General features: G+C 46.0%; 10 protein-coding genes and 1 pseudogene. 9 read left to right on the top strand and 2 right to left on the bottom strand.

Annotated features, from left to right (window positions below; translation table 11 throughout):
- The 6 genes and pseudogenes from KCO92_RS05200 to KCO92_RS05175 form a co-directional block, all read left to right on the top strand.
- Window positions 1-183: pseudogene (locus KCO92_RS05200) on the top strand (hypothetical protein); the annotation flags it as partial.
- Window positions 184-420: 237 nt separating this feature from the next.
- Window positions 421-3,672 (top strand): hypothetical protein, encoded by a 3,252-nt coding sequence (locus KCO92_RS05195; protein WP_210647458.1) that lies wholly within the window; start codon window positions 421-423, stop codon window positions 3,670-3,672.
- Between the two features lie 56 nt (window positions 3,673-3,728).
- Window positions 3,729-4,868, top strand: coding sequence for a BspA family leucine-rich repeat surface protein (locus tag KCO92_RS05190; RefSeq protein WP_104695823.1), 1,140 nt, complete (start codon window positions 3,729-3,731; stop codon window positions 4,866-4,868).
- Window positions 4,869-5,002: 134 nt separating this feature from the next.
- Window positions 5,003-6,022 (top strand): GDP-L-fucose synthase family protein, encoded by a 1,020-nt coding sequence (locus KCO92_RS05185; protein ID WP_104695820.1) that lies wholly within the window; start codon window positions 5,003-5,005, stop codon window positions 6,020-6,022.
- Window positions 6,019-8,211, top strand: coding sequence for a glycoside hydrolase (locus tag KCO92_RS05180; RefSeq protein WP_104695819.1), 2,193 nt, complete (start codon window positions 6,019-6,021; stop codon window positions 8,209-8,211). Before KCO92_RS05185 ends, KCO92_RS05180 begins: the two co-directional genes overlap by 4 nt.
- On the top strand, window positions 8,208-11,531 hold the full coding sequence (locus tag KCO92_RS05175) for a hypothetical protein (RefSeq protein ID WP_199766188.1): 3,324 nt from the start codon (window positions 8,208-8,210) through the stop codon (window positions 11,529-11,531). The genes KCO92_RS05180 and KCO92_RS05175 overlap by 4 nt, the downstream gene beginning before the upstream one ends.
- Window positions 11,532-11,838: 307 nt before the next feature.
- Here the strand turns inward: KCO92_RS05175 and KCO92_RS05170 are convergent, their stop codons facing one another.
- Window positions 11,839-12,444, bottom strand: coding sequence for an amidohydrolase family protein (locus tag KCO92_RS05170; protein WP_267892248.1), 606 nt, complete (start codon window positions 12,442-12,444; stop codon window positions 11,839-11,841).
- Window positions 12,445-12,749: 305 nt separating this feature from the next.
- Between KCO92_RS05170 and petA the strand changes: the two genes are divergently transcribed.
- The 3 genes from petA to KCO92_RS05155 are packed head-to-tail and all read left to right on the top strand — an operon-like array spanning window position 12,750 to window position 15,350.
- Window positions 12,750-13,253 carry a ubiquinol-cytochrome c reductase iron-sulfur subunit gene (gene petA / locus KCO92_RS05165; RefSeq protein WP_104695818.1) on the top strand — a complete coding sequence of 168 codons (504 nt, stop codon included), beginning with the start codon at window positions 12,750-12,752 and terminating at the stop codon, window positions 13,251-13,253.
- Window positions 13,254-13,263: 10 nt separating this feature from the next.
- A complete protein-coding gene (locus tag KCO92_RS05160; protein ID WP_104695817.1) occupies window positions 13,264-14,496 on the top strand; it encodes a cytochrome b in 1,233 nt (410 codons plus the stop codon).
- Window positions 14,493-15,350 (top strand): c-type cytochrome, encoded by an 858-nt coding sequence (locus tag KCO92_RS05155; RefSeq protein WP_104695816.1) that lies wholly within the window; start codon window positions 14,493-14,495, stop codon window positions 15,348-15,350. The genes KCO92_RS05160 and KCO92_RS05155 overlap by 4 nt, the downstream gene beginning before the upstream one ends.
- Here KCO92_RS05155 and thrC read toward each other — a convergent pair.
- Entirely contained in the window at window positions 15,347-16,801 is a 1,455-nt protein-coding gene (gene thrC / locus KCO92_RS05150; protein ID WP_104695815.1) for a threonine synthase, read from the bottom strand. The genes KCO92_RS05155 and thrC overlap by 4 nt on opposite strands.
- Window positions 16,802-16,804 lie beyond the last annotated feature (3 nt).

Genomic DNA, 16,804 nt, shown 5'->3' with positions numbered 1-16,804 from the left:
GATGAGCTCTTGCTCAAAGCCATGAATGTGCACTACATCAATAAGAATATCTTGCTAGCGGCCATCATTGCTAAGGATGAGCTCTTAAAGATGGTGCGCCATAATTTAGAGAATGCCAAGGGTAATCCGCTCATCATTGCCGCGGCTGAGAAAGTGGCTAAGATGTTTTCAGATTGTTGTTAAAACAGGCATTGCCTTTAGTAGTCAGGGTTCTTGCTATATCAATGCTTGTGGACATGCGGAACACTTGACAACTGAAAACCAAAGGTGTAAAGTAGACATGGATGAAACAAACATACAGCAGAAATCCCAGCCTTATAGAATGTGGCAGGTCTGTAAGAGCGGTGCACTCTTTTAGCGACCAGGTTAGCGACCAGGTGGGGTGTTCTTTAGTCGTTAATACCATGCGTTATTGTCAAAATGTCTCGTCTAATCATGAATAAATCCCTAACGCGTATAGTTTTTGCAATTTTTTTACCAGCCCTTGTTGGACTGGGTGTGTGGTGGATCACGCGCACGCCCCTAGCTACCCCCCAGCCTCCCAAGTGGAGTTTAGATAAAGGCGTGTTTTTAAACGCCTCACAAGAACTCTATGATTCCATGTTGGGGGCGTTTCAAGAAACCACTAAGGGGATGTTGTGCCCTAAGGGCTTTGATCCAGACATCTACTCCGTGGATATGGTTAAAAAGCATGCCCCCACTTGGATTAATCTAGCTAGCAAAATGGTAGATGCGCTCCCCACTATCAAAGCCATCCAAGCGGAGTTGCCCCCATCCCTCGCCAAAGAAATTAGAAGTTTTGAAATTTTGCATGTGATTGCGCTCATGCGCTACAAGATTCCGGGTGTAGATTGCTATGACGATCCTCTATTTGCTCCAGATTATAAACTCCAACCCCTCTCCCTCCACCCAGAGGTCTTTTTAGAAAATTTTTCTACCAGTTTAGAGGTGGTCTATCCCCTACTCATACAGGCGTTCAAACAAGGCTTAGATTTAAAGGAATATCTGCGCTTTTTGGGCGAAAAGTCTGGTATGCCCACTTTTTTAAACGATTTGGACGCGTATTTAGAGAAAAATAAAGTAGATGCGCCCCAAAAGGGCACTTTTATCGCGCATTTGCAAGCTTTGCAATTTAGCACTCGGGCGTATCTTTTTATCTCAGAAAATTGGTGGAGGAGTGGCTTAGGTGAGTATGAGAGAGATAGTTATTATTCTGAGATCAATCAGCCTTTAGGTTTGTCCTTATCTGCTATGCGATCTTTAAGCCATGCCTATCTCTTTGCTATCCATGCGCGCCTAGAGGGGATTACGGAAGTGAATTGGGAGATGAGTCCCATGCTCGAATATAGCTTGCCCAAGATGGTGCAAGGTTTTTTCCATAATTTTCGCTTTATTGCCTTCAAACAGCCCTGCCTCTATCTCACCCCCCAAAACACGATCCAAACCTTCCCCTCCAAAGAACCCCTTTGCCAAATCCTCAAAGACAACCCTCCTAATGTCAGCGCGCCTTTGCCTAAAAGTTTGGTGCAAGCCTTTCAAAATGCCCAAGATTTTCTCATACGGGCTTTTAATGAGCACAAGGATAAGGGGATTACGCTTGCACAGATCAAGCCCGCCCTAAGCCAACACCTACAAGCCATTATACAAACCACCCCCCTGCTAGCCCCCCTCAAAGGCAAAGAGTGGGATCACCTGCTAGATTACACACAATCCCAGCTTTTAACTCTCTTGCAAGCTTATATGCGCAAAGTCAATGAAACGAGTAATGATCTGCACCGCATCATACACCCCGCCACCTTTATTGCGCAAGATTATTTACACATGCTAGATTTGATCTACCCCTCTTTGCTCCAAGCTAAAAAACAAGGGCTTGACCCTAGTTTGTATTTAAAGGCCTTGCAAGTTTCTAAGCCCTTACAAGCTAGACCCTGCAAGAATTCCTGTGATCCTATCCCTGATATCGTCTCTAGGGCATATCCTAAAGATTTAAGGGGCATGGGTTTAGCCCAAAAATTGGCTTTACACCAAAGAATAGTCCCCAAGCCTTGCAATCGTAACTCTACCGACTATTGTATAGAGTGGGACGATCTCCAATGGGATTTAGCCAACCAATGGCTTAAGAGTGTGGATACACACACCCAAGAAGTTTTTCAATTATGGGATTTGCACGCCCAAAGACGCGTAGAGGCGTTTTTGTATAACCAAGAGTTCTACATGGATAGTATCCGCAGGTCTGAACTTATCTCAGCAGAGCGTTTGCGCGCCAATCCCACCCCCTGCTTTGCTCCCCAATACCTAAGCGCACAGAGCGTGCAAAATTGCCAGCATATCTTTAAAGCCCAAAGTTTTAACCCCCTCTATCTTAAGGATTACATAAGAAGTGTTAGGCTCTTGAGCATAGGCAATAGCCCTTGCTTGTATTTGAACGCTCAAGAACAATTAAGCGGTTTTGACTCCAAAGAGCCCGCATGCCTTGCCCTGCAAGATTGGGCACTCTACACTCCGCCCAAAGAGCCCACTTTACCCGCTGTATTCTTACAAAACCTAGATTCTATGCACACCCAGATTCGACATGCCCTGCAAAATGCCCCCTGCAGGCAAGATCATACCTCATTTTTAAAACCCCTCCTCTCCAGCTTAGAACAACAAGCCCAAAATGCCCTAGAATCCCTGCCTCTATTTGCGCACTTTAAAACTAAACTAGAGAAATACGATAAATACAGCGATGGCACCAACTTAAAACAACTCAGAGAAAGCGAAGCGGCCACCTTAAAAAAACACATGCAAACCCAAGCGATCATCTTTCTCTTTGCCCTTTTAGAGGGCAACTCTAGTCCGTGCCAGCAAAACCCCCTCTCTACCCAAGAGATTGCCAAAAACTTGGTGCGTGTGCTTGACTTTCTCTACAAACCCCTGCGTTACCAACCTCTGCTATCTGTCTATGATGCCTCTGAATATGTGAGCTTCCTTGCCCATCGTGCCAAGGATAGACCCCAAGCGCAATGGGCGCATATTTTAGTCCCACTTATAGATTCGCATAAATTTGAAGAAAACAGCTACAATGGCAAACGCGCCTACGCGCTTTACCAAGATTATAAAATCGCTTTGCTAACCTATCAAATGGTGCGCGAAATCCCCACGAAACTACTAAGTTGGAATTTAGCCACAGCTTTTAAAGGGTCTAACTCTTTAGGGTGTCAAATAAGGGAAGCAGATCCCTTAGACCTCTCGGCTGCAAGTCTTGCTAGATTCTTGAAACAACCAAGTCCATCGGGCGAGCTAAGGTTTAGTGATCTAAAGTTTTTTGCCCTCCAGCGTATCGCCCAATTCTTAGAGGGCTTAGAGGTGGTGCTCATGGATCAGCGTGCGGAGGATAGCGTATTTCATTTACCTAAACACCCTAGTGCGTGTCTGCACCCTGAATATCTGCGCTCTAGCACCCAAGCACAATGTGCGGTTATGTTCGCCAAGCAAACCTACGATGTCGCGTCCTTGAAAACCTATTTGGATAGGTATAGGGTAATAAGCATTAGAGGGACGCCATGCGTGTTTTTGGATCCTGGGCAAATGCCCCAGCAAGTGCTCCCCTTGAGCTCCCTAGATCGTATGTGCCGTAGTTTGAGCGAGCCCATCAGCCAGCGCGATTGGTTTGAGGAAAATGAGGGGCGGTAGTGTATTTGGCTAAATTTATGCTGGACTCCAAGCCTACACTATTTGGGAGGTTTTTTATGCAACAAGTTTTAGAAAAGTTAGAGCAAGAGCTTAAAAATGTTAAGCGGGCTATGCGTTTAGCCAAGAGTGCCCTAGAAGAGGGCTTAGAAATGCAACAAGAGGCTGAGGAGTTTCGTGCTAGTTTGGCGGCATTTTCTGAAGGTTTGGGCGGTGCGCTAAAGGCTTTAAGAGAGCATTACGCTAGCTTAAAAGAAGACGACTTAGAGCTAGAAAAAAGCTTGACTAAGCTAAAACACGCCCAAGCTAAGATTAATGCGCCTTTAAGCGCGCTAGAGAAACCCAATAGCACCCAAGAGGTCTTAGAGGTGCTAGAGGGCTTGCAAAATAGCGTTACAGATTTAGAGAGCGTGCTAGAGGGGCTACACAAACCCACCCAATCCACGCCCCAAAATTTTTCCACACCCAAGGGTGCTAAGAAATATTGCCCCCAAAGCAAAGAGGAGCTTAAAAAATTAGTCGCCGATGAGAGTATCCATTTGGGGGATATTGACATTAGTAAGATTGCGGATTTGAGTGGCGTATTTTCGCATGCAACTGGAGAGGAGGAAGAAGAGAATGTTACACCTTTTAAACGCCACAATTTTGATGGGCTAGAGACATGGGATGTTTCTCATGTAACTAGCATGGTGGGGATGTTTTACAAAGCAATCAATTTTAACCATGACATCTCAAGTTGGAATGTATCTAATGTGGTAAACATGCAAAGCATGTTTACTAAGTGTACTAATTTCAATCAGCCTCTGAATGACTGGGATGTTTCTAGCGTAAAGGATATGTTTTGTATGTTTATGGGCTGTAGGAGTTTCAACCAACCCCTAGAGAGTTGGGATGTTTCTAGTGCAGAATGCATGGCGGGCATGTTTGGAGATTGTGCTAACTTCAATCAACCCTTAGAAGCATGGAATGTCTCTAGTGCAATATACATGTCTAGCATGTTTAAGGGTTGTACGAACTTTAACCAACCCCTAGAGAGTTGGGATGTTTCTAATGTTACAGATATGATGTACATGTTTGAGGGTTGCACCCGTTTTGATCAATCTTTGGACCGCTGGAATGTTTCTAATCTTGAACGCGGGGCTAAAATGTTTAGCGACTGCCACGCCCTCACAACCCTCCCCCATTGGTATCGCGCCTAAGACTGCTTGAGCCTCACCCCTAAACTTTAAGCCCCGCGCTTAAGAAGTAAAGCGCGCGCTTTAAGGGTGCTAGTCTGCCTTGACATGCCCGCCCTGCTTGGCTATCATAGTTGTTTAAGACATAGGGAGAGTGCATGCAAGAGGGCGATAGAATTTTTATAGCCGGGCATAGGGGTTTGGTGGGGCGCGCGATTGTAGCGTGTTTGCAAGAGCAGGGTTTTGACAACTTAATTTTAAAAACCCATTCTGAGTTAGATTTAACACAGCAAAATGCGGTCGAACAATTTTTTGAGATAGAACGCCCCGATGTGGTGATCTTAGCCGCGGCTAAAGTGGGGGGGATTTTGGCTAATAACACTTACCGCGCGGATTTTATCTACCAAAATTTAGCGATTCAAACCAACACGATCCATTGTGCCTACAAGTATGGGGTTAAAAAGCTCCTCTTTTTGGGCTCTACTTGCATTTACCCCAAAGAATGCCCCCAGCCTATCCAAGAGCAAACCCTTTTAACTAGCTCCCTAGAGGCTACTAACGAACCTTATGCTATTGCCAAAATTGCCGGGCTTAAGATGTGTGAGGCGTATAATGCCCAATACGGCACAAACTTTATCAGCGTGATGCCCACCAATTTATACGGCGAGCATGATAACTTCGATCTGCAAAACTCCCATGTCTTGCCCGCGCTCTTAAGAAAAATGCACCTAGCCCATTTGCTAGAAAACAACCGCCTAGATCTGGTGTTGCAAGATTTGCAAGTGTCTGGCCAGCAAGAAGCCTTAAGCATTTTAGAACAACACGGAGTGAGCGCACAAGGGGTGCAAATTTGGGGCAGTGGCGCGCCTAGACGCGAGTTTTTACATGTGCGTGATTTAGCCCGGGGGTGTGTATTTCTCTTAAAACACCAACAAGCTAGTGCTACACTCAATCATACCAACATTGGCACGGGGGAGGATATTAGCATTAGAGATTTAGCCAACTTGATTAAAGAGATTGTCGGCTTTAAGGGGGCGTTGGTTTTTGACACCTCTAAGCCCGATGGGACTTTATTAAAGTGTAGCGATGTGAGTAAAATCGCTAGTTTGGGCTGGAGGGCAAATATCCCCCTAGAAGAGGGGATTAAAAAACTCTATGAGTGGTATCAAAATAGATGAAGAAAACATTTTGGTTTATGATTCCCATTTTCTTCTTGTTCTTTGTGCCTAGTTTTGGCTTAGGCGCGCAACACACGCCCACAAACTCTATTAGCACCTCCCAAGAGCAAGCTTTTTTCAAAGCGGCTAAGGACCTCTATGATGCAATGTTAGATGATCATAACAGCGCCCTACAGGTTGCCCTTAAAGCGGAGTGCGACTCAAGTCAAATATATCAATCTTCTATGCCCTTACAGGTGGTGGCGCAGCACTACAAAACATGGATTAGCCTAGCTACCCAAATGATAGACCATGTGCCTTTTATGGCGCGCTTAAAAAGCCTCCCTCTTTATGAGCAAATCAGGGGCTTTGAGGCTTTACATGTCTTGGCGATGGTGCGTGCTAAGATTATCGAGGTGAGTTGTAGGAACGCTCTAAAACACGGAGTACCCCCTCCAAAGCCCCTTGAAGCCCAAAAACTCTTAGAAGTTTTGCAACAAAACCTAGAGTTTATCTACTCCTTCTTGATCAACGCCTCCAAACAGGGCTTGCCTTTAAAATCCTTCTTGCATACTCTGCATTGGACAAACATCCTTACATTCAGCGCATGCGAGTACCAAAGCACTCTACTTTCACAGCTACACTTCTCCTCAAAAGAGGACTCTGCCAAGCTCAAAGAATTAAAGGACATCTTAGCCAAAGACTCCTCGCCAACTATCCTGCGCTTTAAAACCCTAAGAGCGGGTTTAGATAATTTCCTCTTGGATAGCTTTGATTATGACTTCCCTCGTACAGAAAGCATAGCCTATAACGAACAACTTATAGAAAATTTCTACCAACAGGTCCAAGAGACTTTAGACTTGAGCCTGCAAGATATCCATCGTTGGAGAGATTATTACGCTTACCGCTTTAACACATGGTTATATAGTGTGCGCGCCCTAAGCGCCTCTCAACCCCTTGCCACCCCTGATCTCTTTGCTTGCTTCAATGCCTCTAAAGAAGACATCCCTGCATGCCAAGTCTTATTAAAGCATCCCAATGCATATTTCTACCGTTACTTTCGGCATACCCGCCTCATTAGCTTTAACGACCAGCTTTGTCTCTATCTCACCCCCCAAAACACGCTCCAAACCTTCCCTTCTAAAGACCCTCTTTGTCAGACCCTACAGGCAAACCCTCCCCAAATGGGTATGATCGTGCCTTCCAATTTGATCAAAGCCTTTCAAGAGGCTCAAGACACCTTAATGTACATGTTAGATACACCCCCCCATGACCCCAAACCCTTTAAAAAACGCCTAAAAACCATTTTGCAAGCCACCCCTCTAGCCTCTCTGCGGGGGGCTAAATGGCATCATTTGCTGGAGTACGAACAAGTCCATCTTTTAGCCCTCCTAAGAGGCTCGATAAAAGATTCTGATTTGAATATATACAAACACCACGCCGCTTTTACCCCCATCCCTGTGTTGGCATACCATTACCTCCACCTGCTTAATTTTTTCTACACCCCTTTAATAGAAGCCACTAAACAAGGCTTAAGCCCTAGCGTGTATTTAAAAGACCTCAAAAAATCCGCTCGTACTGCTACCAACCCCTGCGCGCAAAAAAACCTCTGCAAGCCACCTAAGAACATAGGAGAAAGCCCGTGGCTTGAAGATTTTAAAACCGCCAAATTAGGCAGTTATCTTATAAGTGATGAAGGTAGTAGTTCTCCCTATGTTCCCTTTGTCTGGTGGAGTGTTATATCCCGAACTCACAAGCAAGGTGAAACTTCACCCAATAAGGGTTTAGCCCTGCGATGGACTCCTAAGCAAGCCCCACTATGGGATTTGCACTATAAAAGACGCATTGAGGCGTTTTTCACCAACAAAGACTTTTACACAGACACGCTATTACACCCAGAGAAAATCTCTGCAGATCGTCTACGCGCCAACCCCACCTCCTGCTTTACCCCCAAATATTTAAACCAGCAGAGCGTGCAAAACTGCCAACTAATCCTAGAAAAGCAAAGCTTTAACCAATCTAAAATCCGCGACTATTTAGAAAGCATGAGACTTTTAAGCGTGGATGGCAGTCCCTGCTTGTATCTGCACGGCAAAGAGCAATTGCGCGGGTTTAATTCTAAAAACCCTCTCTGTCAAGCCCTGCAAACACGACCCCCTAATTTCTCTCCCCCAAGCCATATTTCAAAAAGGACACTTGTCAACCGATGAAAAAACATGCAGTATGGCCATGGTTTGTGATCCCTACTTTTCTAGCAGTTTTTTTACTGAGTTTTTGGTTTATCGCGCGCACCCAGCACACGTCTCCCAACAGCGCGTCCTTCCCCCTAGAAAAAGAGGCTTTTTACCAAGCAGCACAAAGTCTTTATGACTCCATGCTCAATGCCCATAAAGAAGCCTCTGAAAATGCCCGCTGTGGTGGTGGTGCGGACCCTGATTATGATTCTATAGAGATGATCAAGCGCCATGCCAAAACTTGGATCAAGTTAGCCACGCAGATGGTAGATGCGCTCCCCACTATCAAGCAGATTCAGGCCAGTTTGCCTAAAGCCCTAGCTACGCGCATTAGAAACTTTGAAATCTTGCATGCCCTCTCTTTAGTGCGCGCCAAGATTCCAGATGTAGATTGTTATGGCGATCGCAGACCCCCGGACTACGATGCTGTGGATAAGTACTTTGATTCCTTTACTCCCTACGCGCTTAAAAAAGAAGAATTTTTACAAGCTTATTCTACGAGCTTAAAGCTCGTTTATGCGCTCTTGATCCAAAGCGCACAACAAGGGCTAGATATTAGCGCTTACTTGCGCTTCTTAGAGGACAAACCTGACAACACGCCCCTTGAGCTCAGGGATGCAGGCAATTACGACATGGACGCTTCTAAAAATCCTTTAGTTATTGCGCAATTGAAAGCTTTGTACTTTAGCACAAACTCCTATCTTTTTTTTACTGACACCATGAGTGGTCTGGGGCATTATAGTGCTGAAGCCTATTATAAGGAGATTTATAAGCCCTTAAATTTGGATTTAGAATTTATTAGGGCTTTGAACCAGCATTATATTAGTGTGCTTTGGCGTGTTTATGGGGTGGCTAAACTATTCAATCAAGCCCAACCCCTAGAGCAAACCCTTAAAAATTTTCCCCACATTTGTTTTAACGCGACTCTATCTAAAGAGATGGAGACAGCATGTCGCGACGTCTTGGCGCGCCCTAACGCCCCCCTACAAGACTACTTGCGCAACTTTCGCCTCATAGGCTTTGATAACCAACCCTGCCTCTATCTCACTCCCCAAAACACCCTTAAAACCTTCCGCTCTAAAAATCCCCTTTGCCGTGTGTTGCAAGCCCACCCCCCTAACATGGGCGCGCCTCTGTCTAAAGATTTGATTCTAGCTTTTCAAAACGCCCAAGATTTTTTGAAAAATACCGCGTCCACGCGCGATGCCCAGAATCTGCAAGAGTGGTTGCCCACTGCCAAAGTATATCTTAACGCCATTTTGCAAGCCACCCCTCTAGCCTCTTTGCAAGGCTCTAAGTGGGCTTACCTGCTAGATTATGAGAGCCTGCATCTCTTAGCCCTCTTAGAGGGCGAAATAGCAGATTCCGATCAATTCAACGATCTTAAATTTTATTTTACCAACACCCCCGCACCCCTGTTAGCACAAGATTACGCGCGCTTGTTGGATTTCATCTACACCCCCCTCATCCAAGCCTCCAAACAAGGGCTTGATCCTAGCTTTTATTTGAAAAATCTTAAAGACTCTCAATTCCATGCCATCCACCCCTGCGCCACTGAAGATTATTGCACTTTGCCCCCTGACATTCCTCCTAGCCCATGGCTAGAGGACTTTAAAAGCGCCGATCTGGCTATGGACTTTGCAGCACACAGCGGAAGTTTTGGGTTGGATTGGTTTAATGCGGATACGTGGTATAAAAGCCTCTCTGTTAGCCAACAGCAAGCCTTTAAACTATGGGATCTGCACTATAAAAAACGCGTGGAAGCCTTTTTTTATGCCAAAGATTATTATGTAGATACCCTAAAACACCCCGAGCGTCTTTCTGCAATGTACTTGCGCGCCAACCCCACCCCCTGTTTTTACCCCAAATATCTCAGCCCAAAGAGCGCGCAAAATTGCCAACAAATCCTAAAAGCACAGAGTTTTAACCCCTTTAGATACCGCGAATATTTGAGAAGTTTCATGCTCTTAGGCATAGACAATAGCCCCTGTTTGTATTTGAACGCCAAAGAAGAATTACGCGGCTTTGACTCCAAAAATCCCTCTTGTAAGGCCCTGCAAGCATGGGCGCTCTACACTCCACCCAAAGAGATCGCTTTGCCCCCCTTGTTTTTACAGCATGTAGAGGCGATGCGCACGCGCCTAGAAAGTGCCCTGCAAGAGGCGCACACACAAGACCCCACATGCCAGCAAGATCGCACGCAATTTTTGCAAGGCGTGTTACCTCAGCTAGAACAACAAGCCCAAAGTGCCCTAGAATCCTTGCCCTTATTTTCCAATTTTAAACCCAACAATGACAAAGAGAAGGCGTTATTAAAGCGCATGCAACAACAAGCCATGTTTTTGCTCTTTGCGCTCTTAGAGGGGGGCTCTGAGGATACCTGCCAAAAGAACACCCCCACTTCTACAGAGACAATCACCCAAAACTTGATCCGTGCTCTAAATTTTCTCTATCAACCCTTGATCCGTGCCCACGCGCAAGGGTTAGATGCGGTGTGGTATGTGCACACCCTAGCGCATATCCAAGACTTAAAACATTGCGGTGGTTGTGGGGATTTAGGTAAAAGGGTGCAGGATTTTATAGATCGCCGTTACAATGCGGGGAATACCTATGATGGGCGCATTGCTTACACGATTTATCAAGATTTTGACATCGTGTCCTTAGTTTACGACCTCATCATGAGCAAGTCTAACCCCCATTTGGGCTACAATCTGCTCAACACGCTTAAAATAGCCCGCACCCATGCGCTCCAACAAAATGACTCTAAGAAGGAAGATCGTATTTTTATCTTTTCTTGGGATAAAGATGGGGATGGAGATATGCATTTTTTAGGCTCTACAAATCAAAATGGCAATCAAGCTCTTGATCTCTCTAAAGAGGGTATCTCTACCATGATGGACAAACAAAAGCCCCTGCGCCCCATGAATTTTTTTGCCTTAAGACGAGTCGCCCAGTTTTTAGATGCCCAAGAGGCTCTCTCTGTCGATCAGGGCGATGATGTCTATAATACCCCTATTTTCTTCCCCAGATACCCTAGTGCGTGTTTGCGCCCGGAGTACTTGCGTGAGAGCACACAAACAGAGTGTGCGCAGATGTTTAGGAGTGAAAAATACGATGTGTCCGCCTTGAAAGCGTATTTGCAAGACTACATAATGGTGAGCTTACAGGGCGTGCCTTGTTTGTATTTAGATGAACAAAAGCAGGTTAATGGCTTGGGTTCTGCTAGTAGGCTATGCCAAAGCCTGCTCAAACCCTTGAGCAAAAAAGGATGGTTTTATCACGATGAAGGGCATTAGTTGATGCGTAAGCGCGTTTTATGAGGGGTGTCTTTAGGAATTGTTATCATAGCCTTAATCGCGACTTTGTTGTTTAAAAACCACTTGGATACACTACAAGAGCGCGCACCCACACAGAGTGCCCCGGACACAGACGCGTTTATCAGGGCTGCCCAAGAGTTATATGACTCCATGGTGAGTGCACACAAAGCCGCTTCTATGTTAGCCCTTAACGATGCCCCATGTTGGGTACACATGTCAGATCCCACTTACAAGAACCTATTAAAAGCGAACTATAAACTCACCCCCATTGAGGGGGTGCTCATGCCTAGAAGAAAGTGTAGCGTTGAGCTAAAGACACTTCAGAGGCGGGTTTAGAGGTGCAGAGTTTGCCATCTACAAAGACCTCGAAGGTCTTAGGATCCACGGTAATTTTTGCCGTTTTGTCATTAAACTTGAAATCCTTCTTGGTGGTATTGCGGCAGTTTTTCGCCGGTAACACCTTGCGCTCTAAGCCTAGCTCTTCTTTTATCCCATTTTCATAAGCAACTTTGGAAACGAAAGTGATGCTGGTGTCAAACTTGGCCTTGCCATGGTGGCCAAACATTTCGCGGTAATAAACCGGTTGGGGGGTGGGCACAGACGCATTAGAATCGCCCATTTCAGAGAACACTACCATGCCGCCTTTGATCACAATCTTAGGTTTCACACCAAAAAAGGCAGGATTCCACACCACTAAGTCAGCGATCTTGCCTTCTTCTACAGAGCCGATATACTCGCTCACCCCATGGGTTAAAGCAGGGTTGATGGTGTACTTGGAGATGTAGCGCTTAATGCGGAAATTGTCATTTTCTTGGCTGTCCTCTGGGAGCTTGCCAAATTCCTTTTTATTTTTATAAATACCCCTTGCTTGTACTTGGATATTAATCAGCAAGTTAAGGGCTTAGATTCTGTAGATTCTCTATGCCAAAACCTCTTAAAACCCATTGCACATGAAGGATGGTTCTTGCACGATGAAGGGCATTAGTTGACACACTCGCCATATTATCAAGCTAGGGGCTTTAGGGTGTAAGTGGTAAATTCTACCCTGCTCACTAAGCCATGGTAGCATGCCAATGGATTTCACTGCACCTTATATTAAGCCCATGCGCCCGATGTTTGGCATGCTACCCCCAAAAGCATAGTATTAGACTTTTTCATGTAAAATCGTAGCTTGCAATAATCAACTTAGGAGTGATGATGGCGGAGATGAATCGGCGGGACTTTTTGAGCATGGCTTTAGCTGGGGTGGCGGGCGTGGGCGCGCTATTTAGCCTGGTGGCCATGAAAAAAACTTGGGACCCCTTGCCCAGTGTCGTTTCGGCAGGTTTTACCAGCGTGGATGTGAGCAACATGAAGGATGGCGAATTTTCCAGCGTAGAGTGGCGGGGTAAACCAGTCTACATTATCAAAAAAACCCCACAAGACGCCTTTGATCCCAAGCGCGATTTCAAGATTCAAGATGGAGTGTTCACAGTGGGGATTCAAATTTGCACCCATTTAGGTTGTATTCCCAATTTTGAATCCAATCAACAAGGCTTTTTATGCCCCTGCCATGGAGGGCGTTTTACCAGCAATGGGGTGAACATTCCGGGCACGCCTCCGCCCCGTCCCTTTGAAATCCCTCCTTTTAAATTAGAGGGTAGCAAAATCACCTTTGGCGAAGTGGGGCCAGAGTATAAAAATATGGTCGCGCACGCGTAAAGGATAGAGAATGGCAGAAATCAAAAAAGCAACGGGAGTTGTGGACTGGCTAGATCAGCGCCTAGGGGTCAAGAAGCTCACGAAAGTGTTAATGACAGAGTATTGGATTCCCAAAAACATTAACTTTTTATGGGCGATGGGGGTGATTTTGCTCACCCTCTTTGGCTTGTTGGTGATCTCGGGTATTTTTCTCTTAATGTATTACAAGCCCGATGCCAAACTAGCTTATGACAGCGTGAATTTCACGATCATGCAGGAAGTTGCTTATGGGTGGTTGTGGCGGCATATCCACGCCACCGCGGCGAGCATGATCTTTGTGATTCTCTACATCCATATGTTTGTAGCAATCTATTATGGCTCTTATAAAAAGGGTCGGGAGATGATTTGGATCAGTGGGATGCTCTTGTTTGTGATTTTTAGCGCAGAAGCCTTTAGCGGTTATATGTTGCCCTGGGGACAGATGAGCTACTGGGCAGCTTCAGTGATCACGGAGTTATTTGGGAAAATCCCCGTCATTGGTCCGGATTTGCTAGTGTGGATTCGAGGCAACTATGTAGTGGCGGATGCGACGCTTACCCGTTTCTTTATGCTGCATGTCTTTTTATTGCCCGTGGTGATCCTAGCCATTGTGGGTATGCATTTTTATTCTCTGCGCATTCCCCATGTCAATAACCAAGAGGGCGAAGTGCTCGACTTTGAAGCTGAAGAAAAGAAATTCAAAGAGGGTAAAAAGAAAGAATCTAAGGTTATACCCTTTTGGCCTGTTTTCCTCTCTAAGGATATTTTTGTTGTCTGCGCGTTCATGGTCTTTTTCTTCTACTTGGTGTGTTATCACTATGAATTTGCGATGGACCCCATTAACTTTGAACGCGCCGACAGCCTTAAAACCCCGCACCATATCTATCCCGAATGGTATTTCTTGTGGAGTTATGAAGTCCTGCGTGGCTTTTTCTTCAATGGTAATTTAGGGTTAGTCGCCTTTGGAGTTGCCCAAGTGATCTTCTTCCTCCTGCCCTTCTTGGATAATAGCCCTGTGGTTAAACCCGCCCACCAGCGCAAAGCGTTTCAAATTTGGTTCTGGGTGTTAGTCATTGACATGGTGGTGCTAACTGTTTATGGTAAGTTGCCCCCCGTGGGGAATAACAAGTATGTCGGGTTTGTGGCTTCCATTGTCTTCTTAGCCCTCTTTTTTGTAGTCCTGCCCCTCATTGCACGCGCTGAAAAGAAAGGGGGCGCACAATGAAGGAGCTTAAAATCCTAGCGATTTTGATCGTGGTGATCGGGGTGCTTTACTGGGGAGTGGAGCCCTACGCGCATAGTGTGATGGAGCCAAAAGTACCCCCCGCCGACTTTGCCTTTAAGGATTTAAAGCCCATAGACTTGAGTAAGGGCGATGTAGCAAAAGGCAAGGATTTAGTTGCCCAAAACTGCACCGCCTGCCATGGCATTGAGAGTCAAAAAATCCCTGCTCCTATGGACCATGCTAGTGCGGGGGCAAGCTTTGGGGTTGTACCCCCCGATCTCTCCCATGTGGGCAGCGTGCTCAACCCTCAATTCCTAGCTCATTTCATCAAAGACCCGGTGAAAACAGCCAAACTTGCTCATAAGTATAAGGATGATAATCCCTATCCCATGCCTGCTTTTGCACAATTCAGTGATCAGGATTTGGCCGATGTTGTAGCTTACTTGGTTTCTATCGCGCCCAAAAAGCTCACAGATAAGGAAGTCTTTGCCCAAGCCTGCCAGCGCTGCCATGACATTAAATACGATAAAGTACAAGCGATCAGCGATCCTAAAGACTTGCACCGCTATTTAGGGGCTGCAGTGCCTGATCTCTCCATGATGATTCGCTCTTTAGGGCATGAGAAACTCGAGATATTCCTCAATGACCCCCAAAAACTCTTGCCCGGAACAGCCATGCCTAGAGTGGGCTTGAACAAGGAATCGCAAGAGCAAATCATCCACTACCTAGAGAAAGTGGGAGATAGCAAGAAACATCAACGCGACGCACTGGGCATTAAAATCATGGTTTTCTTTGCCGTGATGACCTTACTTGCCTATGTATGGAAACAAAAGGTGTGGCGACAAGTGCATTAAAGGGTTTCTAGCCACGCATCGATGTGGCTGGAGAGTTCTGTAAGTGCACAGGTTTGCTGGTGTATGCGGGGTTTGTCTAAAAGCTCGTGGATACAAGCGGGGGGATGAATCCCTAATTTGGCAAGTTTCACCAGGGCTTGCGCGTCATCTGTGCTTTCTTCTTGGCATAGGGCCAGTAAAGTACTTTGGGCGAATTTACTCCAAGAGGCGGTAGACACCACCACACATGGTGTGTGGCTCTCAAGGTGTTCATAGGCATAAAGAGCCGTCGCAGTGTGGGGGTCTACCAAATAGTGGTGATCACGATAAATGCGCGCAATGGTACTTAGACAATGCGCGTCATTGCAGCTAAAGCTTTCAAAATGCGCTTGCAGGCTCTGTAGTTCGCTAAAAGTGAGGGTATAGCGTCTCTGTGTTTGGAGTTCTTGCATGCATTCCTGCGTGCGAGCAGGTCCAAAGAGGGCATAAAGAAGGCGTTCGATATTAGAGCTCACCAAAATATCCATCGCTGGGGAGTGGCTTTTTTGCAGGCGACGCGCTTTGAGGTCATATACCCCCGTGTTGAAAAACTCAGTGAGCACATCATTGACATTGGACACTACACTGATTTTCTCTACGGGTAAGCCCATTTGTTTGGCGTAAAACGCACCTAAGGCATTGCCAAAATTCCCACTGGGTACCATGATTTTGATAGGATCGCCATAAGAAACCACACCCATGCGCACCAAATCCAAATACCCCCAAATGTGGTAGATAATCTGGAATACAACCCGTCCAAAATTGATTGAATTAGCCACACTTAAGTGTAAACCTTTTTGGGCTAAATGCGCTTGAAAGGCTTCATCGTGCAAAAGGGTTTTAAGCGCACTTTGCGCGTCGTCAAAATTCCCCTCTAAGCCTAGCACCTTGAGATTGGGCGCGTCCATGGTTTGCATTTGCAGGGCTTGGATTAGACTTGTGCCCCTAGCTGGATATAAACAACAAACGCGAGTATTGGGTAAGTTAGCAAAGCTAGCCAAGGTCGCAGGGCCAGTATCCCCACTGGTAGCCACCATGATGAGGTACTTTTCTTGGCGTTGTTGGGCTAGTTGTGAGAATAAAATTCCAAAGGGCTGGAGTGCCATGTCTTTAAAGGCTAGAGTGGGGCCATGCAAAAGTTCTTGGACATACACAGGGGTTTTAAACCCACACAGAGCGTGCAAAGGAGCGATAGCCTCAAACTTGGAGTAGCGCGCAAGGGCATGATCTAAGAGGGCAGGTTCAAGATTGATCTCCAATGTTTGGAAAAGGGCATGCGTGGCTTGGACATAACCCAAAGGTAGGTAGGTGGAAAAATCCACCTGTGGCAAACTCTGGGGCACGCACAGACCCCGCATGTGGCTAGGATGGAGCAAAGCGCGCTCAAAACTCTCTATAGTTGTGCCGCTTCTGCTATCTACCAATAATGCCATGAG

Source organism: Helicobacter salomonis, from assembly GCF_017979425.1.
Lineage (GTDB): Bacteria > Campylobacterota > Campylobacteria > Campylobacterales > Helicobacteraceae > Helicobacter > Helicobacter salomonis.
This window is presented reverse-complemented; position numbering and strand designations above follow the sequence as displayed.